The 22,939-nt window shown below is 52.9% G+C and carries 19 protein-coding genes, 1 tRNA gene and 2 pseudogenes; 7 read left to right on the top strand and 15 right to left on the bottom strand.

Annotated elements, in window-relative coordinates; all coding sequences use genetic code 11:
- Positions 1-78: 78 nt before the first annotated feature.
- Positions 79-774: an aspartate/glutamate racemase family protein gene (locus tag KHS78_RS00180; protein WP_211824057.1), complete on the top strand. Its 696-nt coding sequence runs from the start codon at positions 79-81 to the stop codon at positions 772-774.
- A 62-nt stretch (positions 775-836) separates the two neighbouring features.
- Here KHS78_RS00180 and KHS78_RS00175 read toward each other — a convergent pair.
- Positions 837-1,169: pseudogene (locus tag KHS78_RS00175) on the bottom strand (carbonic anhydrase family protein); the annotation flags it as partial.
- A gap of 141 nt (positions 1,170-1,310) precedes the next feature.
- Between KHS78_RS00175 and KHS78_RS00170 the strand changes: the two are divergent.
- A tRNA-Pro gene (locus KHS78_RS00170) sits at positions 1,311-1,387 on the top strand.
- 98 nt (positions 1,388-1,485) lie between these two features.
- Here the strand turns inward: KHS78_RS00170 and KHS78_RS00165 are convergent.
- Both KHS78_RS00165 and KHS78_RS00160 read right to left on the bottom strand, forming a co-directional pair.
- A complete protein-coding gene (locus tag KHS78_RS00165; RefSeq protein ID WP_211824055.1) occupies positions 1,486-2,928 on the bottom strand; it encodes a histidine phosphatase family protein in 1,443 nt (480 codons plus the stop codon).
- A gap of 144 nt (positions 2,929-3,072) precedes the next feature.
- On the bottom strand, positions 3,073-3,888 hold the full coding sequence (locus KHS78_RS00160) for a Cof-type HAD-IIB family hydrolase (protein WP_211824054.1): 816 nt from the start codon (positions 3,886-3,888) through the stop codon (positions 3,073-3,075).
- Positions 3,889-4,177: 289 nt separating this feature from the next.
- Between KHS78_RS00160 and KHS78_RS00155 the strand changes: the two genes are divergently transcribed.
- Positions 4,178-5,029 carry a 23S rRNA (adenine(2030)-N(6))-methyltransferase RlmJ gene (locus KHS78_RS00155; RefSeq protein ID WP_211824052.1) on the top strand — a complete coding sequence of 284 codons (852 nt, stop codon included), beginning with the start codon at positions 4,178-4,180 and terminating at the stop codon, positions 5,027-5,029.
- A gap of 159 nt (positions 5,030-5,188) precedes the next feature.
- Here KHS78_RS00155 and KHS78_RS00150 read toward each other — a convergent pair whose 3' ends face one another.
- From KHS78_RS00150 to KHS78_RS22190, 8 genes and pseudogenes are all read right to left on the bottom strand, one after another.
- The gene (locus tag KHS78_RS00150) at positions 5,189-6,271 is read right to left on the bottom strand and encodes a BMP family ABC transporter substrate-binding protein (RefSeq protein WP_211824050.1); all 1,083 of its coding nucleotides are present in this window, start codon (positions 6,269-6,271) and stop codon (positions 5,189-5,191) included.
- A 64-nt stretch (positions 6,272-6,335) separates the two neighbouring features.
- Entirely contained in the window at positions 6,336-7,262 is a 927-nt protein-coding gene (locus KHS78_RS00145) for an ABC transporter permease (protein ID WP_211824048.1), read from the bottom strand.
- Between the two features lies 1 nt (position 7,263).
- Positions 7,264-8,379 carry an ABC transporter permease gene (locus KHS78_RS00140; RefSeq protein ID WP_211824047.1) on the bottom strand — a complete coding sequence of 372 codons (1,116 nt, stop codon included), beginning with the start codon at positions 8,377-8,379 and terminating at the stop codon, positions 7,264-7,266.
- Entirely contained in the window at positions 8,363-9,997 is a 1,635-nt protein-coding gene (locus tag KHS78_RS00135; protein WP_343216848.1) for an ABC transporter ATP-binding protein, read from the bottom strand. Before KHS78_RS00135 ends, KHS78_RS00140 begins: the two co-directional genes overlap by 17 nt.
- 226 nt (positions 9,998-10,223) lie before the next feature.
- Positions 10,224-11,026 (bottom strand): annotated as a pseudogene (locus KHS78_RS00130) (transposase).
- Between the two features lie 219 nt (positions 11,027-11,245).
- Positions 11,246-12,169 (bottom strand): hypothetical protein, encoded by a 924-nt coding sequence (locus KHS78_RS00125; RefSeq protein WP_211824045.1) that lies wholly within the window; start codon positions 12,167-12,169, stop codon positions 11,246-11,248.
- Positions 12,170-12,187: 18 nt separating this feature from the next.
- On the bottom strand, positions 12,188-13,825 hold the full coding sequence (locus KHS78_RS00120; RefSeq protein ID WP_211824043.1) for a hypothetical protein: 1,638 nt from the start codon (positions 13,823-13,825) through the stop codon (positions 12,188-12,190).
- A 9-nt stretch (positions 13,826-13,834) separates the two neighbouring features.
- Positions 13,835-15,592, bottom strand: coding sequence for a hypothetical protein (locus tag KHS78_RS22190; RefSeq protein ID WP_246506034.1), 1,758 nt, complete (start codon positions 15,590-15,592; stop codon positions 13,835-13,837).
- 225 nt (positions 15,593-15,817) lie between these two features.
- Here KHS78_RS22190 and KHS78_RS00110 point away from each other — a divergent pair, with 225 nt between their 5' ends.
- Together KHS78_RS00110 and KHS78_RS00105 are read left to right on the top strand one after the other, a co-directional pair.
- Positions 15,818-16,129, top strand: a complete 312-nt coding sequence (locus KHS78_RS00110) for a hypothetical protein (protein ID WP_211824041.1) — start codon at positions 15,818-15,820, stop codon at positions 16,127-16,129.
- Between the two features lie 357 nt (positions 16,130-16,486).
- Positions 16,487-16,624: a hypothetical protein gene (locus KHS78_RS00105; protein WP_211824039.1), complete on the top strand. Its 138-nt coding sequence runs from the start codon at positions 16,487-16,489 to the stop codon at positions 16,622-16,624.
- Between the two features lie 6 nt (positions 16,625-16,630).
- On the opposite strand, the gene KHS78_RS00100 is transcribed toward KHS78_RS00105, so the two are convergent.
- Together KHS78_RS00100 and KHS78_RS00095 are read right to left on the bottom strand one after the other, a co-directional pair.
- The gene (locus KHS78_RS00100; protein ID WP_246505958.1) at positions 16,631-17,089 is read right to left on the bottom strand and encodes a DUF2147 domain-containing protein; all 459 of its coding nucleotides are present in this window, start codon (positions 17,087-17,089) and stop codon (positions 16,631-16,633) included.
- A 143-nt stretch (positions 17,090-17,232) separates the two neighbouring features.
- Positions 17,233-18,243 (bottom strand): GlxA family transcriptional regulator, encoded by a 1,011-nt coding sequence (locus tag KHS78_RS00095; protein ID WP_211824037.1) that lies wholly within the window; start codon positions 18,241-18,243, stop codon positions 17,233-17,235.
- 182 nt (positions 18,244-18,425) lie between these two features.
- Here KHS78_RS00095 and KHS78_RS00090 point away from each other — a divergent pair, with 182 nt between their 5' ends.
- Both KHS78_RS00090 and KHS78_RS00085 read left to right on the top strand, forming a co-directional pair.
- Positions 18,426-20,258: a beta-ketoacyl synthase gene (locus KHS78_RS00090; RefSeq protein WP_211824035.1), complete on the top strand. Its 1,833-nt coding sequence runs from the start codon at positions 18,426-18,428 to the stop codon at positions 20,256-20,258.
- Between the two features lie 85 nt (positions 20,259-20,343).
- Positions 20,344-21,516, top strand: a complete 1,173-nt coding sequence (locus KHS78_RS00085; RefSeq protein WP_211824033.1) for a nucleoside recognition domain-containing protein — start codon at positions 20,344-20,346, stop codon at positions 21,514-21,516.
- A 46-nt stretch (positions 21,517-21,562) separates the two neighbouring features.
- On the opposite strand, the gene KHS78_RS00080 is transcribed toward KHS78_RS00085, so the two are convergent.
- Together KHS78_RS00080 and KHS78_RS00075 are read right to left on the bottom strand one after the other, a co-directional pair.
- Positions 21,563-21,979 (bottom strand): CBS domain-containing protein, encoded by a 417-nt coding sequence (locus KHS78_RS00080; protein WP_211824031.1) that lies wholly within the window; start codon positions 21,977-21,979, stop codon positions 21,563-21,565.
- Positions 21,980-22,179: 200 nt separating this feature from the next.
- A complete protein-coding gene (locus KHS78_RS00075) occupies positions 22,180-22,881 on the bottom strand; it encodes a 7-cyano-7-deazaguanine/7-aminomethyl-7-deazaguanine transporter (protein ID WP_211824029.1) in 702 nt (233 codons plus the stop codon).
- Between the last annotated feature and the right edge of the window lie 58 nt (positions 22,882-22,939).

The following is a 22,939-nucleotide window of genomic DNA, read 5'->3' as shown; positions in this document are numbered from 1 at the left end:
CCTGTCAGCGTCTTATAGCTGCCAGGCACGCCGCGTGCGGTATGCTATTGCGATAACACTAAAAGACAGAATGTATTGATGAAAACCATAGGTCTTCTCGGTGGTATGAGTTGGGAATCCACCGCCAGTCATTATCGCGCGATCAATGACGGTATCCGGAAGACTTTAGGGGGGCTGCACTCGGCAAAGCTTTGCCTTTACAGTGTGGATTTTGAGGAAATCGAAACCCTTCAGCAGCAGGGGCGCTGGGACGATGCAGGCGTTATTCTTGCCCGTGCAGCCCAGTCAGTGGAAGCGGGCGGGGCGGACTTTCTGCTTTTGTGTACTAACACCATGCACAAGGTGGTCCCGGCCATTGAAGCGGCTATCTCCATTCCATTGCTTCATATTGCTGATGCCACCGCTGAACAACTGGTTAACGACAATGTCAGTAAAGTCGGGTTGCTCGGCACGCAGTTCACCATGGCGCAGGATTTTTACAAAGGCCGGCTCACAAACCGATACGGTATTGATGTGCTGGTGCCGCATGAGCAGGAACAGATCATCGTTCACAACATCATTTATTCTGAGCTTTGTATGGGACGGGTGACTGATGAATCCCGCGAGCAATATCTGGATATTATTGACCAACTGGCCATTCGGGGCGCTGAAGTCATTATCCTTGGGTGTACGGAGATCGGTTTGCTGGTAAAACCGTATCATACGTCCGTGTCTCTGTATGACACGACGACCCTGCATGCTGAGAGAGCGGTTAGTATGGCGCTTCATCGGTGAATACTAAAAACCGGCGTTAGCCGGTTTTTAGTATTCATTCATACGTCGTTATGCGTGAAAAACTACTGGAGTACAGGGCTTGCGTTAACAGACTGCAGTGGCCGGTTGTTCGGATGGTGGAGAACACTCTTGAAGGCTTCAATCTGCTGCTCAGACGCTGTGATGGCCTCTTTCATGACCAGCCAGCGAATCCCTTCGCTACAGGGCGGGGTCGTCAGGGAGCCATTGAAGCGGTAGTAATCCCGGCTTTCCGGCATGAGGGCTTCTGCGTCAATACCGTCAGCGATTTTGTGCTTGTCGCCGGCATCTTCTGGCATTTCAGCCCAGGCCTTGGCCAGTTCACTGTTTTTAGGGCCTTCCTCAAACATATCCGCGATGACGGCCAGATAGAACGATGGCGATCTGGCCGATCGAAGAGGAGGCGTTACCTGTTACCTGTTGAGGGTTTGCGGAATTTCCCTATCTTGCATCAGCAGGGCGGGTGACGTAGTATGCATCCCGCAGCTGACAAGGGCTACGCCCTGTTTTGTTGTCGTCGGAGCGTAGCGCAGCCTGGTAGCGCACCACAATGGGGTTGTGGGGGTCGGAGGTTCGAATCCTCTCGCTCCGACCAGTTTCAAAAAAAGCGGACAATATCGATTGTCCGCTTTTTTTATGGCTGGTTTTCAGTCTTCCCTCTCCAGATATTTCCCTGCGATTTTTGATCATTCCCTAAATCATATTGCCTGACGCTGTGAGTTCTGGTTCCTGAATGGAGGAAGAGAGCGGTTGCACGTTGTGTTCATCAACGGAACAGGCTTTTTCCATTCGGTCTTGATAATCCGCATGTTTGTAGTGCTGTTTGACTTCCCGCCAGTCGCAGAGTTCATGTTTTGAGCAGGGCGGGAAGGGGAAGGGCTCTACTTTCTCATTCACCAACATCCTGACCTTGAGTCCTTCACGGCATTCATAGAGTTGCCAATAGAGATTGGCGGCCATGGGTAATTGACGGGATGTATTCCAGCTGAGGTAGCGCTCATCCTCCGCGCCGCGGGTTTTGATGATGCCAATGCTCTGCAATAGGGGGGATAGGGTTGAGTCGTGGGCAAAGCGGAAGTGGGCTCGGACATCAGATTCATCCCGCGCAGCCGCATCCGTAGTATCCAGGAAATGCTGCAGGATAGGCATCCCCATGCTGGGCTGGATATCGTCCATGACGATGGCCGGCCCCATGTTGTAGTAATAAATGTGATTGGCCACATCACCGAGCCACTGCACAAGTCCCAGCCAGCTATCGTCCGTCGTCCAGTCCGTGAAGGTGTCACAGATGCCGAAGGACCTATCCAGAGGGTTTTCGATTCGGCACAGCTGAAAGAGGTTAATGGCCAGGCGAATGGCTTTTGCGTCTGACAGGCCGGGGATTAGCTGATCAGCGAATCGGGTGGTGACTTCCGGGCGCGAATGACTGAGATTGGCGATATATTCGGCAGTCGCCGATTTCGCCAGGGGCTTGAGTACACGATCCAGGCGCGGGCAATGGTAAAACGGGGTGAGTAGTTCAGCCATTTTCTTCGCCGGCATCACCGGGCGGACAATCACGTGCATGTTGTCACCCAGTTCCCGGTTCAGCCCTTCCTGAAACATTCTCAGGCTGTGTTGTGTCCTGTCCGTTTGGCTGGTGCCCGTCGCGATGCTGAGTTGTTGGCTGTTGCGGGTCTCAGGCCGGAGCATTCGTGCGGCCCGTTGTCCCAGTGCTAGCTCTTCATTGACCCCTTTCTCGGTCAGCTGGGCAATCCGTGTGGGGTTGTTGCGCAACCAGTCGGCCATACGATGGATATCGACGCGTAACTGGCTGCCGGCTTTGGTCAATGGCCGGGTGCCGACCAGTGTTTCATATTCATTGACCAGCGGCAGAGCATCATCCAGCTCAATAGGGTGGCGGGAGCCATGCCGACCCAGGTGGTTGATGTGTAACAGTTGGCAGCCAGCAGGTTCTGTGGGTATGGTGCGGGGGGCTGGATAGGTTCTATGGGTGCCCAGGTAGGGCTGGAGTCGGGTGTTGCGTTGCAGGTTTTCGCTGTTTTTTGGCGTAGGCTCCTCAGCCATGCTCCAGAGGGATATAAACGGCAAGCAGTACAGACAGACGAGTATGAGCGAGCAATGCTTGGCTGACACGGAATGCCTCCTTATTGATAGAGCAAGGCAGCTTAGACCAAATGCACCGGTTAGCTAGGCATGAAGTGTAGTTCTTTACATTGAGGCTATGAGATGGCTGTCGGGCAGAGTAATGCCGCGATACCGCTGTATCGCGGCCAGGCATCAGGCCGTTGTTCGCTCGCCAAGGTAGTAATCACGCAGGTAGCGGGCAACGCCATGCTCGTGATTTGAAAGGGTTGTGTCGAGGCTGGGAAGTCTGGCCTTCAGTAGAGGATCGGCGTTCTGCATGCACACACCGCGCCCGGCCAGGGTAAGCATCTCCAGGTCATTGAGGCCATCACCGAATGCCATGATGTCGCCAGGCCGGGCGTGCAGTCGCGGCAGCAGCTCGGCCAGCGCCTGTCCCTTGTTGACACCGGCCGTCATGATTTCCAGACAACCTGGGGATGACCAGGTAATACTGACCCGGTCACCGAGCTGCGACTTGATGATTGCTTCCAGGGGCAGCAGGCATTCACGACTTCTGGCATTAAAGAAGACTTTACAGACACCCATGCGAGGCATGTCTGCCGCTGTGCTGACCTGGTAGGTAAACCCGGAGTCCCGGTGATATTCGGCCAGCTCAGGAAAGGCCCTGATGACAAACCAGCGGTCTTCCTGGTTGACGCTCATCAGGGTGTCGTCAGCAAATTGCTCGGACAGTGCGTAGAGCACTGACAGCAAGTCAGGGGACAGGTCATGACTGACCAGCACATCATCCTCCGGGCTGTGGACGCGAGCGCCGTTGGAGCTGATCAGGTACATGGGGATATCGAGTTGATCCCGAAAATAACGGGCATCGCCCCAGGGGCGACCGGTTGCCATGATAAAGCGGATGCCGCCGCTCAGTTGGCGGAACATGGCGCGGGAGGTCTCGGAAATGGCGTGCTCCTGGTTAAGCAGTGTGCCGTCCAGGTCGGTGACAACAATACGGTACATCGAGATTCCTTGGTCAGGCTGAGGGGCCAGTGTCGTTTTTATGGGTGGCGCATGAATTGGATGTTGTTGTTGGCCAGGCGAAATCCCGATTGTATGCAGCGAATCCCGTGGATTGTTATGACATGGGGCAAGGTTTTGTAATAGGTGCGGAGTGGCACCTTTAGGTTCTGTGATGGTGCCGTTTTTCTTTCGTTGGAACCGTACTGGTTATCCGGTCTGTCTATGATCGAAGGGTTACCGCTATACTCCTGCCTTTTTCAGCCTTACCCTGACGCAGTGGAGAGAGCCTTTGCTCAGTTACCGTCACAGTTTTCATGCCGGCAACCATGCCGATGTGCTCAAGCATGCCACCCAGGCATTGATCCTTGAGAAGCTCAAGGCCAAGGACAAGCCGTTTGTCTATGTCGACAGTCACAGTGGTGCAGGTCTGTACCGGCTGGACAGTGAGGAAGCCCGTAAAACGGCAGAATATGAAACGGGTATTGGCCGATTGTTTTCTCAGTTGGGCGATTACCCTGAACTTGCATCCTACGACGCTGTCATCAGGCAGCTGAATCCGAAGGGTGCGCTGCAGTACTACCCGGGTTCCCCTGCCATTGCCGGTACCATGCTGCGTGAGCAGGATCAGCTGGTGCTGATGGAGTTGCATAACCGCGAGATTGACGTTCTGCGAAAAAATATGGGGCGTGACCAGCGAGTCATCCTCCATCATCGTGACGGTTTTGAAGGGCTGTCTGCGATTTTGCCGTTGCCGGTACGTCGTGGTCTGGTATTGATTGACCCATCCTATGAAATCAGGGATGACTATCAGAATACGCTGGATGCGGTGGTGTCGGCCTGGAAGAAGTGGCCGGTAGGGATTTTTGCCATCTGGTACCCCATTCTGTCCCGGCAGCGTGATCGGAGTCGCTGGTTGCTGGAGCAGCTGGCCCGTATCCCCTTTGCTAACTTGCTAGTGGCGGAACTGGCGGTGACCGAACAGGCGGAAGACTATGGTATGCACGGTTCCGGTATGGCGATCATTAATGCGCCCTGGCAACTGGATGAACAACTAACGGCGCTGTTGCCGCGCCTCCAGAGGAGTCTGGCGCCAGAGGGGCAGGGACAGTGCCGGCTGGAATGGCTGATTGAGCCGAAGTAACAGGCGGTTGCTTTATTAGTGATCATTGCCGGTCAGCTGGTTGAAAGAGAGTCTGAGTCAGGGGGCGCTTTTGAAAGGCGAGGTATCACCCGTGTTATCTGAGGCTGTACCTGACCACCCGGGTGGTGATCAGGTTGTTTCACCGTTGGCGAACGTCGTTTATTTAGGTAGCTTGCCGTCAACCCCTTCAACATACCAGTTCATGGAAAGAATATCCGGATCGGTCAGTGTGGTGCCCGCAGCCACCTTCAGCGAACCGTCCTGGGCCTTGATGGGGCCTTCAAAAATGCCAAGCTCCCCGCTGGTTAACTCGGCCTTGAGTGTTTCAACCTGCTTGACCACAGAGGCTGGAATGGCCTTATTGTAAGGCGCCATTTCAATCATGCCGGCAGCAAAGCCACCCCAGACATCACCGGTTTTCCAGTTTTTGTCCAGTACGGCTTTGGTGGTTTCGGTGTAATAGCCGGACCAGTCCACCAGGCTGCCAGTCAGGTGGGCATCGGGACCAAACCGGGTCATGTCGGTGTCATAGCCAAACGCGTAAACGCCTTTGTCCTGGGCGGCCTGTACGGGTGCCGGTGAATCGGTGTGCTGGTTAATGATGTCAGCACCCTGTGCGATCAGGCTTTCAGCGGCTTCACGTTCCTTGGCTGGGTCGTACCAGCTGTTGATCCAGACGACCTTGACCTTGGCAGCGGGATTGACGGCGCGGAGTCCCAGGGTGAAGGCATTGATACCCTGGATCACTTCCGGAATCGGGAAGGAGCCCACGTAGCCAATGGTGTTGGACTTGGTCATGTGGCCGGCGATGACACCGGTCAGGTAACGTCCCTCGTAGAACCGGGCGGAATAGGTGCCAACGTTGTTCGCCCGCTTGTAGCCAGTAGCGTGCTGGAACTTGACGCCAGGGAACTGCTTCGCCACTTTCAGCGTCGGGTTCATGTAACCGAACGAGGTGGTGAATATAAGGTCGTGGCCCTGCTGCGCCAGCGTGCGGATCACCCGCTCTGCGTCGGCACCTTCTGCAACACTTTCAACGAAGGTGGTTTCCACTTTCTCTTCACCGAGGGTTTCCAGCATTTCGCGGCGACCCTCATCATGGCCAAATGTCCATCCAGCGTCGCCTACCGGGCCGACGTAGACAAAACCTACCTTCAGGGGCTTTTCCGCACTGGCCATGGCCAGGCTTGAGAGGGCTGCGGTCATCAGCATGGCCGCAGCCTGTTTCAGCAGTTTTTTCATTGTGACTCCCGTGTTGTGACTGCTTGTTGTCGTTATTGTCTGTTCAGTGATGGATGCCACCGGATCAATGACCGGGGTGCCAGGGCTTGCCGAGTGACATGGGCGCCATCAGGTGCTTACGTACCTGGTTCTGTGACAGCAGAACCAGTACGACGATGGTGGCTACGTAAGGCAGCGTCGCCAGCAGGTTGGATGACACACTGACACCCATACCTTGCAGTACAAGATGCAAAATACTTGCCGCGCCAAACAGCCAGGCGCCCAGCAGAATCCGTCCGACTCGCCAGCTGGCGAAAACCACCAGTGCCAGGGCGATCCAGCCTCGGCCAGCGGTCATGTTTTCAGTCCACAGAGGGGTATATGCCAGGGACAGGTAAGCCCCGCCAAGTCCTGCCATCGCACCGCCAAAGAGCACCGCGAGATAGCGCACGGGCATCACCGGCAGGCCGACCGCAGTGGCCGAGTGAGGGTTCTCACCGACGGCCAGAGTTGTGAGGCCGGCATGGGTGAAGCGGAAAAAGCACCACACCAGCACGGTGAGCCCCAGTGAAACATAGACCAGGGGATCCTGCGTGAACAACGCTTTGCCGATGACGGGAATGTCGGACAACCAGGGAATCACCATGGGCTGTATGCCCGTGAGTGCGCGGCCAACGTAATCACCGCCTATCCATGCGCTGAGCCCGGTGCCGATGATGGTGAGCGCTAACCCCGTGGCGACCTGGTTAGCGCGCAGGTTCAGGGCCACCAGGCCGAACAGCAGCGCCATGGTGACACCGGCCATCATGCCTATCAGGACACCGAGGGTCAGGCTGCCCGTGGTCACGGCACCGATAAAGCCACCCACGGCCCCCATCAGCATCATGCCTTCCTGACCCAGGTTCAGCACGCCGGATTTTTCACAGACCATCTCTCCCAGGGCAACCAACAGTAGTGGGGTGCCGGTACGAACCATGGCAAACAGAATACTGGTTAGCAGATCGATATCCATCTCAGCCCTCCACAGCGTTGGCGACGGTTGCAGCAGGTGCCTGCTGGACGACGTTGGTTGAGCGTTTCAGGCACAGGCGGTAGCCGACCAGAAAGTCACAGGCCAGCAGGAACATCAGCAGCATTCCCTGAAACAGGCTGCCCAGCGCCAGCGGCAGGCCCAGGCTGATCTGTCCCATCTCTCCGCCCATGTAGACCAGTGCCATCAGCGCGCTGGCCAGGGTAATACCCACCGGGTGTAACCGTCCCAGGAAGGCGACGATGATGGCGGCGTAGCCGTACCCCGGTGACACCTGTGGTACCAGCTGGCCAATGGGGCCCGCGACTTCGCTGATGCCGGCAAGGCCGGCCAGTGCGCCACAAAAGAGTAAGCTGAAATAGACCAGTTTCTTTTCGCTGAAACCGGCGTAACCGGCAGCGCCCCGGTCCAGCCCGATGACCCGCAGCTGGAATCCGATAAACAGACGGCTCATCAATACCCAGACCACCACAGCTGCGAGCAGTGCGAACAGCAGTCCCGGGTGAAGCCGTGTGCCTTCAATTAGCACGGGTAGCGTGACCGCATCCTCAAACAGGGCGGATTGCGGGAAATTATAACCGTAGGGATCCATCAGCGGACCATGCACCCCGTACAGCAGCAGGTTCAGGGCGATATAGTTGAGCATGATGGTGGTCAGGATTTCGTTGGTATTGCAATGGTTACGCAGGAAGGCAGGTATTGCCGCCCAGGCGAGCCCGGCAGCGGCCCCCGAGAGGAGCGTGGCGGGGAGTGCAAGAATGCCCAGTGGTTCAACCCACTCCAGTGCAACATAACCGCCAATCAGGGCGCCCATGATGAATTGTCCTTCAGCCCCGATGTTCCAGATGCTGGCCCTGAAACAGAGGGCCAGTCCGAGTGCGCAGAGCAGCATGGGGGCTGCCTTGATGCAGAGTTCGGCAACGCCATACCAGGAGCTGATAGGCAGAACAAAAAACGTATAGAGGCCGTTCAGGGGATCCTGTCCCTGCCACAGGAAAATGAGTACGCCTGCTGCCAGTGTCAGTACCGTGGCCAACACCGGTGAAAGGTATGCCATCACCCGGGAATCCTGCGGCCGTCGTTCAATGCTCAGGCGCATAGTTTTTCTCCGGGTTTTCTGGGGTTGGGCTGGCTGGTGTTATTGTTATGTCGTTTATGGTGAACAGACCGGCCATCCAGCTGCCCACCTCGTCAAGATCGACGTCGGCTGTCGGTTTGATGGGCGACAGTTGGCCATTGCAGAGTGCACCGATGCGGTCGCTGATCTGGAACAGTTCATCCAGATCCTCGGAAACAACGATGATGGCAGCGCCCGCGTCCCGCAGGGCAATCAGGGCCTCATGGATGGTGTTGGCTGCACCGACGTCCACGCCCCAGGTGGGATGCGCACAAACTAGCACCTCAGGCCGCTGCAGGATTTCCCGGCCGATGATGAATTTCTGCAGGTTGCCGCCGGACAGGCTTTTGGCGGCTGCCTTGCTGGTGGCTGTCTTGACACCAAAGTGTTCGATAATTCTGTGGGCAAACGCCGTGACACGCTTGTTGCGGACAAAACCGCCTGTCACGGTATTCTGCAGAAAGCCGGTTAGCAGGGCGTTGTCCCGAAGGTGCATATCAGGCACCGCGCCTCGCCCAAGTCGCTCTTCCGGTACCACACAGAGTCCGTTTTCCCGACGCTGACGAGGAGACCATTGACCGATAGGCTGATCGGCCACCTGGATACTTTGTTTTCGGGTGGTGCGTCGCTCACCGCTGAGGAGAGACAGCAACTCCTTCTGACCATTGCCTGCCACCCCGGCGATACCCAGAATTTCTCCGCGCAGTGCAGAAAAGTTAATACCTTTAAGGGGCGTACCGAAACTGTGATCAGCAGGTTCTGACAGTTGTTCTACGGTCAGGGCGGCTTCACGGCCAGTCTTATTGGGATAGCGGGTATGCAGGCGGGCGTTGTCGCCCACCATCATTCTGGCCATGGCCTGTGGCGCAGTAGTTTTTGGCGTGCACTGTCCGGTTATACGACCATGACGAAGTATGGTCGCTGTATGGCAGAGCGCCTGCACTTCATGCAGTTTGTGACTGATAAAGAGAATGCTGCAACCTTCCTGGCTTAACCGCCGCAGGACGATAAAGAGCTTGTCGACTTCGGAGGGCGTCAGGACGGAGGTGGGTTCATCCAGAATCAGCAGGCGGACATTCTGGATCAGACAACGGATAATTTCTACCCGCTGCCGTTCGCCGGTTGACAGGGTATGCACATAACGATCGGGATCGACAGGCATGCCATACTGCTCAGCTGTCTCGCGAATACGTTTTGCCAGCGATTTCCGGTTGCCGGTATTTTGTTTGCCCAGTGAGAGTTCCATATTCTGGGCAACCGTCAGGGTCTCAAACAGGGAAAAATGCTGGAACACCATGCCGATGCCCAACTGCCGGGCCTGGGCCGGTGAGTTCAGGGTGATCAGCTTTCCATCCCACCAGATCTGTCCAGCGTCAGGTTGAATAACCCCATAGAGGATTTTCATCAGGGTGCTTTTACCGGCACCGTTTTCGCCCAGCAGGGCATGGATTTCGCCAGGTTGAATCGACAAAGCGATATTGTCGCTGGCGATCACGCCGGGATAGGTTTTGGTAATACCCGCGCAACGGATGCGGGGGGGATCATCCGGTTCCGTAGGATGGCCTGAATCCATAAGCGTGCTGCTCCGGTTGTGTGGCACGGTCTGATTCCTTTCAGACCTGCAATGTTGTTATTGGTTTATACGTCGCTGGTGGCCGATGTTGTTTTGGGTGTTTGCCGGCCATTGAAAAAGGTTGTGGCTCTGTTACACGTCAGTCTTTGACGATAACCGTTTCTCTATGAGGCGATATTGTATGACAAAACGCCGGTTCTGAAAGCCCGTCAGGATCTTGAACTGATCTGAAGCAGTAAAAATGGACATCTGCCTAAGCTGCTTTTGCCAACTCGGAGTTCATGGGAGTCACATACCCAAATGCACTGTGTCGGCGGGTTCGATTGTAATCGACTTTAATGTATTCAAACACAGCCTGCTGCATCTGTGCCCGAGTCATCATTGGCTCATGATGTATAGCCTCAGCTTTCATTGTGTTTTCCGTGGGCCAGCCTATGACTCGACGCTGTGGCTACAAAGTCACGCTTGAGGAGGTTAGGCGCAACAGGCAAAGAGTGCTTGCTGTCCGTCGCGACCCTGAATCGACGAGCCGCTTTGGGAGCCAGCCTCGGTTGTTTCATGCTGTTCTGAATGGTTTTGAGACAGCAAGGCTGACCATCATCCTCCAGAATCAACCTATTGCGGAGTTGCAGTTTGACGGCACGATGACTGGATCTATACTTGGCTCTCTCTCAGTGGTTGTACCCACTTCGCGAGACGCGTAGAACAGAAGCCATCCTGGCTAGGGAAAACCGGTTCCTGTTTCGGAACATAAAGCATAAGCGCTCTATTTTTGGTTTTTCGCGAAGTAGATGGCCGCCATTTTAGTATTTCAAGCTCCTCAGCCTATACCGCCAGCTGACGCTTGAGCTTGGGGACCTCGGTCGTTAACGCAGACACCCGCTCACTGTTCGTCTTTTTTCTGGGTGCTGCGGATTGCCATGTGTAGAGCTGGGAATCCTGCAATCCCAACTCCCTGGCTGCTGACAGGATACGGGTTTTCTCTGCCAGCTTCAGGGCTTCGGCTTTGAATTCCAGCGAATGATATTTACGTTTTTTCTGGTAGTCATTGGTCACCTCAAAGAGTGATTTTACTCTCTTAGGGAGGTGTCCATAATTACTGTCTCAGATCGGTGTTTATGCGATGGATTTTAGTATGAATCATGATGATTACCTTTTTGATGATTCAGATACAAGTGATTGCCCCATCTTTTGAATTGCTAATCCTCTCCTTTTCTGAAGGGTGAACTGTCAGATCAAGTCTGAACTAACCCAAATAATGGGGGCAGTTAACTACTAGGCCGCTTCCCAGTCACTATTGAAGTCCCCGGTCGGTGCCTGTGTTGGATTTTTAGGCTTATAGACAGTACCCATGTGGTCAACAAACAAGGCACCTCTTAATATCCCTGGTTTGACAGAAACATCTTTATAATGCGGCACGTGCTGACCTGGCTGTAAAGAATGGTGAGCACCAGTGACAGAAACAACCTTTCTATCTCCAGATGAATCTGTCACCGTCGCTACAGGTTCATACGAAAACCCTTTATTAGCCGCATTTCCTCTTGGTGTGACAGGTTCATTCGGCAGGTCTGTTAAATGTAGGTGTAGCCTGTCACTAACAGGAGCATTGGTTCCAGAGTGTGGCCCTAAACCAGGTGCATTGCTTGCTAGATTATTCAATGCTTTGATCAAATCCAGTTTAGAAGAGTACTTATCTAGTACATTCAAAGTAGGGGTTTTATAATCACTTAGCGCTTGTTCAACTTCAATTCGCGTTGCCTGATAAAGGTCTGCTAATTCAGTATATCGATCGTCAGATGTTACGTTCCTGAAAGCATTTTCGCACCTTATACTGGCACTTGTTAGTAAGTCCACAACATTCTCAACTTCAGCTTTTGTACCAAAAAGAACCAAGTCTCTCAGTTTTGAATAAGGAGCACGGTGAGGCGCTGCCAGATCTTCATGCTTGATATCAAGTTTTGCAGTTAAATAAGATTCATCACCTGTAGCCAGCACCGCTTCCAGTCTTGCAGCATATTCTTTCATAGACTTAAAGTTTGGGCGCTCAAACTCCAAGGTTGGTATATCATTTTGAGCGACCAAGCCTGACACCAGACTTTCCTTTAACTGAGTGATAGTTTTCTTTTTTTTATTTTTTTTCTTTTTTGGCAGCGAAGGAGCCCCCCCCTTGTGCGCGTTATTTTTCCCTAAACCAGGCATTGTCGTACACTCAAAAATTTATGATTTTTCTACGGAAATAGCTCTGACTTGGTATCCTCCATTGGCAACATCCCCATCTATAGGAGTTATGTTAACCACAATGGTATTGAGCCCAAGTTTTAGATAATCGTGATAATCAATGGAACCAAAATCCAGGTCTCTTAGAGCTATTGACAGGAGGTTACTCTCACCACCTTCAGCCTCTGAAGAATCGACATATTTTGTCAGTGCATTATCGGTATAGCCATTGATAATTATGTTAAGCACAACACCCTTTGAGCCGCTTTTCCAGTGCTTCATGTAGAGTGTGTAGTCATTAATAACATCTGCTATTTTAAAGTTGATGGTCAGCTGTAAAGTCTTACAATTTTCTGTGAGCTGGGCAGAAAGGGATGCATCTGAAGCACTAAAGCCTGCACCAGCATCGTTAGCAGCGAGACTACCATACTGCGTTGTATCACTGATGAGTAGATTATTGGTACTAGATAGGGTTGTGAAATTTACAGGTTTGGCTGATGAAGTAGCTTGTACTGGAGCTATAAAAAAACTGTGTGGAAGAAACCCAATAATCGCACTACTTCGACCACGACCCGTTGGACTGATAATAGGATCAAGACCAAGAAGGCAAAGATCAATCGTTTGATCAGCGACGGGCAGATTTGTAGGAGAAGTAATATAAGCTGAAACAGAGGGGGGGATTACATCTTTACCTGAACCTGAGCCCGCCACATAACTATGAGAAGCCATGTAATACTCAATTGTTTGTTTAAAGGTAGCTTCGCTGGATCCAACAGGTTCAACCAGCCATGCTGATTTCATAGTAAAATCAATTCCAAACTGAGATAACTGACTAGGTGGTAACGCTTGAGTTTCATCACAAAGCAATGGAGTTAGAAATGCTGGTAAAATGACAGGTTGTATATCTACTGACGAACTGTTACCTGTATTGACGTACTGGAGAACATTCCATGGATACTCCTGACCCCACACCCAGGTTGGAGTCGTATTGTTAACATCAATGTAAGCATTACAAGCCCAGTCTTTAACGCTCATCGCATCAGACTCTGAGCTGTTACTGCTACTTCCTGATTCGTCCCCTGAAGATACAGAATTGGAATGACTCGATTCAGAGGTGTGGCTATAGCTGCCAGTAGCTCCACCTGTAAGCATGTCACCCATAAAACCTACAGAAACGGACGCACCATAAGTGTTTGATTGTGACGTAGAGGAACCGGACGTATGCTGGTGGCTAGTCGAAGAAATCACACCACTACCATCACTTGTTGATGTATGAACCGACGAATTAATTGTTTTTGGTGAATAGTTGAGTAACTCTGCATTTTGCGGCTGCTCTGAAGCACCTTGATAAGTCACCACAGCCATGTTTGACACGATCGCTGGGTAATTAAAGCTCGTAATGTCCTTGGCACCAGGAGTGTAATAGCTTACAGACTTATCCTTTTTGTCATAGCTGGTATTTGGAATAATGACTCTATATGTACTTATAATGTGATAGGCAAATTTATCAGTTAAATTACATACATCCTGATGCCGTCTCACTTCGTAGGAGGCTATCGACGTGCCAAATGGCTGACCCTTACTGTTTTTGAGCTGAGTGATCGCTTTATGTGTATAAAAATCTTTGTTACTAGCCATGTCTGTGTGTCATCCATTTCTTGTAATACAAATAGAGTGGCTGTTTGTGATGCAACTAAAACCTGAGGGGACATCAACCTTAAGACTCTTATCGATAGGTTCTTTTGAAGTAATTAATGTAACTTCCTTACCTTCTTCAAAACCATCTGGTTCCAAACTGATCTTCAGAAGACCTTCACTTTTAATGCCTTCAGTTATGATACGAGAGTAGCCGTTCAATCTTATGTATGAAGAAGAATCCAAAGAGAGTATGCCCATTCCAGTCTCTGGAGCAGCAGAATCTGGAGTATGAGATAGACAACCCTCTTCTAGTATTACCGCATAATGCCCCATACCGTAGCAGGAACTTAAATCAATGATTCCTTTTTGAGCTTTAAGATGACCGGAGAGATAGTTTTGACCCGTTATCTTGACCGTTCCGCTCCCTTGCTGGGCAATGCTCCAGATCCCCTCTTTTCCATTTACCCCATCTATGCAACCACCTACCGGCATATAATCAGGTTCACCGCGACTACAATCAACTGGAGATGCCATATTATGTTTTACTGCACCCATTTCATCACATATACCGCCGCCGATGGTGTATGTTTCATTGAATGGAGTGTTAAATGTTAATGTACCATCACCCTGCATAAAGATATCAGGCCCACAAGTAGAACCATTCGGAGCTCCACCCTTAGCAAGATTGTTATCCATCGAACCTGAGCCGGAAATGGTTATATCGGCGTGATCCATTAAAAAAATCCCGCCTCCAAAGCCGGCACCACCTCCACTCATGGCCCCGTTACCACCAGCACCACCATTACCTCCGTGTATACCGTTTAAACCATTTTCCTCTCCATAGGCTGGGGAACCTGAACTACCTGATCCTGCACCACCTGCAGCCCCTCCACCAAAGCCCGGCTTGCCATGTGATCCACCACCACTACCACCAGTAGCCCCTGGGCTACCTGACATTGGAGTTCCTCCAACGTAGGCTCCACAGCCACCACCGCCACCACCGCCACCGCCACCACCGGAGGCACCGGCACCGTATCCACTTTGCCCGCCGCCAGACTGACCAGCAGTTCCAGGCCCGGGATCGGTTTGTCGTGGAGCCCCATTACCACCTTGTGCTCCAAACCCTCCTTGAGTTGTGAGACCAAAGCTGCCGGTATTATTATTACCAAAAATGTTAAAAATGTTAGGAAACAAAGGAGATAATGGGGCTGTCATAGGTTCTGCTGATTCTCCCGAATAGCCACTTTGCCCGGCTCCCATTACATTAGCCCCTGCACCTCCACCTCCACCTCGTGCCTGATTACCATCACCACCTTCAGCCGAGCACTTTTGAAAGTCCACATTCCAAAGTTGAACAACTGGCGCAAATTGCTTGGCTTTTGGATAACTGGAAGTATTTGCAACGAACAACCCGCCACCCGCTCCCAGGCAACTTGTTGCACCTTTTGAGGCCATATTCTGAATAACAAGATTCTGCAATTTTACATTGCCATTAAGAACGATAAACCCGCAGTATTTTCCACCCCCATCAATCGTGGCACCACCTTTGCTCCATATTTTTATTTGGGTGTTCTTCACTGCTGGGTTTATGGCTGGTAACTGATCTCTTAATTCACTTAATTTTATGGTTGCACTGCCATCAATTTCGATAATCTGTTCTGAACCTGAGCTAGAGCTGTTTGCTGTAGTTATTGCATCAGCCAAGTCAACAGCATTTTTCACATGGCTAGTATTCTGTGTAGGTTTAACCTTTGGTTTAGTCTTCATCCTTGCTAGAACACCCTGTTATTATTCATTAATCTGAAGGATGATGATTGATAGCATTTCAGTAGGAAGCTTGCAAGCTTACCCCTATTTTTATAGCTACATCTTTAATCTTATGGGTGAAACGGCGCCCAAAACAGTGGGTAGGCTCTGATCCATAAAAGATGGGCGATGCGATCATGAGAAAAAAATGCAAACACTACTGTCCCTGCATTCAAGGCTAAAGTCGTGCAGGCGGCCATCAAGGGGGACGAGGCTACTCCAGAGCGGCTGGCTCGGTACCAGATTCATCCAACTATGGTGAACACCTGGAAGCGGGAATTGCTAGATTGTGCGCCAGAGCTGTTTGACAGTAAGGATGGCAAGACAGATAAGAGTTATCAGGATGACGTCGACAACCTCTATCGGTATATAGGCAAGCTCACGGTAGAACGGGATTTTTTGCACGTGAGCTCGATTACTGACGAGAAGTCAGCGCCTTTCCATGGTCGAGCATTTTCACCCGGAAGTATTCATTGTCAGCCAGTGTCGAATACATGACATCTCGCGTTCGTCGCGGTACTACCAGTCCCGCAAGGCATTTCCAGAGGATTTTGAGCTGATGTGGCTGATAGACGAGCAATGTCTATTCTCTGAAATAAAGGGAACCAGCGCTGATTTTTCTATGCTTGAGAGCCTCGTTATCAGAAAGTCATTGCTCATGTGTTCGACCGCAGGACAAAGGCGACGTTGAATAGACGGATAGCGCCGATCAAACCCTACAAACTCGGTCATGTTTTAAACCTGTTGATGAGGCCTGATGGGAATGAGTATAACCATACAGATATTATTGAATGTCTCGTCATCGACAGCTACGCCATCAACTGGTTTAAAATTTGACCCATTTTAGGGGAGTTCATGGCAGGTCTTATCGTTTTTGTGGCTGTAATTAAGCCAGGCATCGATATGGTTATTGTATTCGGTTCAGATAATGTGCTCGTCTGGGGAACTGTGTTCCCTGAACAGGCAGGGAACACGTTTTGGGCGAGTGCCTGAGGTCGATCAGCCTTCGACCTTTTCCCATACCTGGGAACGGCCAATCAGGGCAAAACCAATGAAACCACGGACTTCCAGCTTCTTGCCGTCGTCCAGTACTTTCATATTGGCGGAGTAAACCTTGCCGTTTTCCGGATCCAGGATCTTGCCGTCTTCATACTGGCCGTCTTTGTCTTTCATGTTCCAGATAATAGTCATCCCTTCAATGGGCTGATTCTTACGGCTTCCGTCGCATTTTTTGCAGACTTCCTGGCGCTTGGCTTCATCCATAATCTGCAGGACCTTGCCGGTGATCACACCGTCTTCTTCCTGAATGGTGACAATGCTTTTCACTTCGCCGGTTTCATCGTCAATCGTCTTCCACTGGCCTAGCGCAGTCTGCGCCATGACCTGGCTGGTGGCGAAGAGGGCGACCAGTACAATCATGACCTGCTTGATGTTGGGCAAAAAGGCAGAGCGTCTCATGATGACATTTCCTTGTTGGTATCCGACAGTCGGGTTCTATAAAAATGGTGGTGCGGAAGTCTATCATCAACCCGACGGGGCGATCAGTGGCTGAATCGTAAAGATGTTTACGGCGTGTAAGTCAGTCACGCTGAAAAGGGCAATTATAGTTTGAACAGTTTGCCCCTGACGCTCAAACGGTAGTCGGACGGTGTCACCTGGATTTTCTGTTTGAACAAACGACAGAAGTAGCCGGTATCCTGAAAACCGGTATGCAGGGCAACTTCCGTGATACTGAGGTTGGTGGTTTTGAGCAGATCCCGGGCAGCCGCCAGCCGAAGGTTGTTCAGGTATTCCAGCGGGGATACGCCCGTTGCTTCCTTGAAGCGGCGATTCAGTGATCGCTGGCTCAGGGAGAAGTGTGCGGCCAGTTCGCGCATATTGACCGTTTCACCGAGGTGCTCATGGAGCCATTGCTGAATGGTAATGATGGTTTCATCTTCATGGGCGCTGTCCTGCTCGAAAGAATAAAACACATCGTTTAGTGGCCGACGGATTTCCGGGGAGAACTGTCGCTCTACCCGAGCGGCAACGGTTTCATCAAAGAAGTGGCTGATCAGATGCACCATCAGGTCGGCGACCGAGTTGACGCTGCCGGCACAATAAAGCGGGCCGCTCTGGGTAATGAGGTGGTGGCGTTTCAGGATCACCCGAGGGAACAGGTGCTCAAACTGATCCAGGTAGTGCCAGTGGGTCGTGGCCGGTTTCCCATCAAGTAATCCGGCACCCGCCATCAGATAAACACCCGTGCCAGCCGCACAGATCAGGGCACCGTCCTGGTAGCGTTCGCGCAACCATGCCATCAGATCCGGATAGCGCTGCAAGAGTGGGCGGGGATTGCGCCACAGGGCGGGCAGGATGATGAGATTACAGTGATCAATATCCTGGTAGCGGCAGTCCGGCAGAAGACGGAGGCCGCCGCTCAGGGTAAGCGGTGTGCTGTCATGGCTTGCGGTAACCAGTGACAGGTCAGGGTAGCTGGCGTTCAGGCTGTCTCCGATTGTTTTCGCGGCAGACAGCATCTCTGCCGGCAGGCTGATGCTAGTGCCGATCATACGGTCCAGTGCCACCATGCAGACCGAGAGGGTGGCAGGACTGGCGATAGGTATTTCCACGGTTTTTGCCTGTTTTGGCCAATATGTCTAATTATATGGCCAAAATGAAGAATTAGTAGGGTGCCAGCCTGAATACACTATGGATAAAAGACGTTAGTCATTACTTGATTCAGAGGGTGGAATCATTGATTCCGCCCGGGTCGAAGTTCGCTCCGACACTGGATTTCCGGAGGTTATTTAGGTTGTCCAGATTACCCGTTATCGTTGCCCAGGGGGGCATTGGCCCGGCGGGCCGTACATCCGGCTTCAATGCCTATTGTCGCCTCGTGTTCGAAGCCCTGGGGCAGACTCAGGCTACGCATACCCTGTCCAGTCTGGCGGCATTGACCGGGGGTAACCCGGCCGATCAACAGGGGCTGCTGGATGCTACATTGATCCGGAAGCTCGATGGTACCCTGTTTGATCCTGATCATACCCCGCTGCATAACCTGCTCAAGGTGCAGGACGGGAGCCAGCTGGTGCTGCGTCGTCGTCAGCTGCCAAAAGTGTTACCGGCCGGATGGCAGGTGACGGAACTCGATAGTGACCGGGTGCTGGTGAGCCTGGGTAGCGAGCAGTCACTGTTGGTGCCTGCCACGCAGCCCTCTCCCGTCTATGCGGCCGGTCAGTTGCCGACCGGCTTTCATCCGGAAACGCTGTATCAGTCCCGCAACCATCCCCGCGGGCTGGCCATGACCGTTTATGGCGCTTCCGATGCCCTGATGTCGCTGGGGATGCCGTTTGATGCCTTGAAGCAGAAGATCAGTCCTGACCAGATCTCCGTCTATGCCGGCAGCAGCATGAGCCAGCTGGACCATAACGGCAACGGCGGCATGCTGCAGGCCCGTCTACAGGGTAAGCGGGTGACCTCCAAGCAGCTGCCACTGGGCTTCGCGGAAATGCCGGCGGATTTCATCAATGCCTATGTGCTCGGCAGTTTTGGCAGCACAGGCACCAATATGGGTGCCTGTGCGACCTTCCTGTATAACCTCCGGCAGGGGATCAATGATATCCGTTCCGGTCGTGCGCGGCTGGTGATTGTTGGCAACAGTGAGGCCCCACTGACGCCGGAAGTGATTGACGGTTACACCAATATGGGGGCGCTGGCCTCTGACAAGAACCTGCGGGTACTGGATCACCTTGGCAAGGATGACACCCCGGATTACCGTCGGGCCTGTCGTCCGTTTGGTGAGAACTGCGGTTTCACCCTGGCGGAATCCGCCCAGTTTTTCGTGCTGATGGACGACGAGCTGGCCATGGCAACCGGAGCGCCTATCCTTGGCGCTGTGGCGGATGTGTTTGTGAACGCTGATGGCCACAAACAATCCATTTCGGGTCCCGGTGCGGGCAATTACATTACCTTTGCCAAAGCCGTTTCGCTGGCCTGCAGCATCTTTGGTGATGAGGTGGTGCGCAATCACTCCTTTGTTCAGGCGCACGGGTCTGGCACTCCACAGAACCGGATTACCGAATCCCATATTCTGGATGAAGTCGCCCGTACCTTCGGGATCACGCGTTGGCCGGTCACTGCTATCAAGAGTCGGGTCGGTCACTCGCTCGCTACGGCCGCCGCCGATCAGCTGATGGCAACCCTGGGTGTCTGGCAGCATGGCCTGATTCCCGGTATCACCAGCATCGACCGTATTGCCGATGATGTTCACCAGGCGCGTTTGCACGTGGTGACTGACCATCTGGCAGTGGGTCGTGATGCCCTGGATATAGCCTTCCTGAATGCCAAGGGCTTTGGTGGTAATAACGCAACTGCCATGGTCATCGCGCCACACCGGGTGCAGTGCATGCTGGAAAAACGCCATGGGCAATCCGCCATGACCGCCTGGCACCAGCGCAATGAGGCGGTTGTTGAAGCGGTAGCTGCCTATGAGCAGGGCATGTGCGCGGGAACGGTCTCACCGTTGTACCGTTTTGGTGAAAATGTCATCACTGACAGCGATATCCGCCTGAGCCGTGAGCAGGTGGAACTGGGCGACGTATCCGTGTCGCTGCGTATGGACAACCCCTGGGCTGACTGCGTTTAATAGTCCCCTTGCAGGCTGGCGTCCGACCAGCCTGCCACGATCATGACAACATCCATTCCCGCTGATAACCCGCAGGACGTTCCTCTTGATAAAAACCGGTACGCCATCGCTTCGTATATCCCGTCGTCAACTTGAACCTGTCATCCTGCTGCTGGTGCTCGGAGGCCTGTTCGGTTACCTCGGGCATACCATGGGGGTGACGAACATGTTCAATACCCTGATGAAGACCGCCCATGAGTTGTTGTTGAATACTGTCCTGTATCTCATGGGGGTGACCGTTCTCAGTGGTGCACTGGGACGGCTGTTGCTGGAGTTCGGTGTTGTAGGACTGCTCGAAAAACTGCTGGCGCCACTGATGCGCCCGCTGTTCAACCTGCCTGGCCGCGCGTCACTGGCAGCACTCATGACATTTTTCTCTGATAACCCGGCGATTATTAGCCTGGCCAGAGATGAGCGCTACAGCAAGGGTTTCACCGAGCGTGAGCTGATTTCACTCACTAACTTTGGTACGGCCTTTGGCATGGGACTGGTGGTGATAACCTTTATGGCTACCCTGCAGGATGGCCCATCAGGCCAGGTCGGCGGATTTTTCAAGCCGGCGATGATTGGTCTGGCAGGTGCAATGGTGGGTGGCATGGTGTCAACTCGGCTGATGCAGTGGTTTATCCGTGATGAAGTCAGCGATGATCGTTCCGTCGTTGAGTCGGATCTGCCGGATGATGAGTCTGAAGAAGGCCCACAGCAGCCAGTTTGGCTGCGCTGCCTGGATTCGCTGCTGGATGGGGGTAAGTCTGGCGTTGAGTTGGGGCTGGCGATTATTCCCGGTGTTCTGATTATCAGCACCTTTGTCATGATGCTGACCTTTAGTCACCCGGAAGGTGGCTATACCGGCAGTGCCTTTGAAGGCGTCGCACTGTTACCGGAACTGGCGGGTCATGTCTCTGGCCTGTTTTATCTGCTGTTTGGCTTTCAAAGTCCCGAGCTGGTGGCGTTTCCGGTCACCTCACTGGGTGCGGTTGGCGCAGCCATCTCCATGGTGCCAGCGTTCCTGAAGCAGGGCATAGTCACTGGCAGTGATATTGCCGTATTCACCGCCATGGGTATGTGCTGGAGTGGTTTCCTCAGTACCCATACGGCGATGCTGGATACACTCGGTAAGCGGATACTGACATCGAAGGCGATACTGGCCCATGCGGTTGGGGGTATCTGTGCAGGGATCGCCGCACGCTATCTTTTCCTCCTGATCACCGCCCTGTAATCAGCAAAAAAGGCAGCATTCGCTGCCTTTTTCTTTTCATGGATTCTTAGTGTCGGGTGCAGGCTGCGGTACCGGCCGCCAGCGCCTTGAGAATATCCTTCCGTCGGATCATGCCACTCACGCGGCCATTGTCAACGACAGCAAATGTGGTGGTTTCAGGCTGATGCTTTAAGGTGGTTGCCAGCATCAGAATATCCGTTTCCGAGGATACGTTGGTCTCAGGAGTAACCATGATATCCATCGCCTGAAGATTCAGGTCACAGTGGTAGCTGGCCAGCATCGCCCGTTCCAGTACGGATTGCTCGGTGATCACGCCCAGTAGCTGGCCGGTGGCGTTGCTGACGGGCAGTGCGGCGGAATCGTTATGCATGAAGGCATCCAGCACCTGTGACAGCGTAGCGTCCGGTGATACAGACGCAATGCTGGTCTGCATATAGTCCTTCACTTTGATGGCAGGAATCATCGTGTCTCTCCTTGGTGAATCGTAACCCTGTACCCGGTTGATCTATCAGGCCGGAGTCTGTTTGCGTGGGTTTACGGTCAGTATGGAGAGCGCGCGCTGATAATCCCAATCAATGCTATTAATGATCGGGATAGTTTTATTTGATTGGGTGAAGTGCGCCCATGGACAGGTTTCATGCACCTGTCCATGCAGACAATGGATCAGATATTGTTGAGTGAGGGCGCTTTCTGGGCGGGTGCCATGGTGATATAGCGCTGCAGGGTCGACAGGATGACGCCATAGAGCGGGAGCATCAGCACCCCTGAAATCAGCATCTTGAAGCCAAAATCCACCCAGGCAATCTCGACCCAGTGTGTGGCCATGAAGGTATCACTGCTGTTGTAAAACGCCACGGCAAAGAAGACGACAGTATCCAGTGCATTACCGATAAAAGACGATGCCGTTGGCGCCACCCACCAGGCTTTGAGTCGGCGCAGGCGGTTGAAAACGGTGACATCCAGCAACTGACCCACCATATAAGCGGAAAAGCTGGCAAAGGCGATACGCGCCACAAACAGGTTGAGCTCGGTCAGTGTGCCCAGCCCCTGGAAGGTGCCTTCATGGAACATCACCGAGATCGCATACGACACCAGCAGTGCAGGAAGCATGACACGGGCAATAATGCGTCGTGCCAGGTGCGCGCCGTAGACCCGAACGGTCAGGTCGGTGGCAACATAGACCAGCGGGAAAGTGAAAGCGCCCCAGGTGACGTGGAAGCCAAACAGGGTAAAAGGCAGCTGTACCAGGTAGTTGCTGGCAGAGATTACCAGTATGTGCAGGGCAACCAGAATCCACAGGGTATGCTCCGGCACTGTGGCCAGGATTCCTGTTGTGTTGCCCGGTGAACGAACGTTGCTTTCCATCAGTATTGGTATGATTTGTGTAAAACCGGGCATCCTAATGGATCAGGGGTTGATAAAC

Origin of the sequence: Kistimonas asteriae, assembly GCF_018263925.1 — a bacterium.
Taxonomy (GTDB): Bacteria; Pseudomonadota; Gammaproteobacteria; order Pseudomonadales; family Endozoicomonadaceae; genus Kistimonas; species Kistimonas asteriae.
This window is presented reverse-complemented; position numbering and strand designations above follow the sequence as displayed.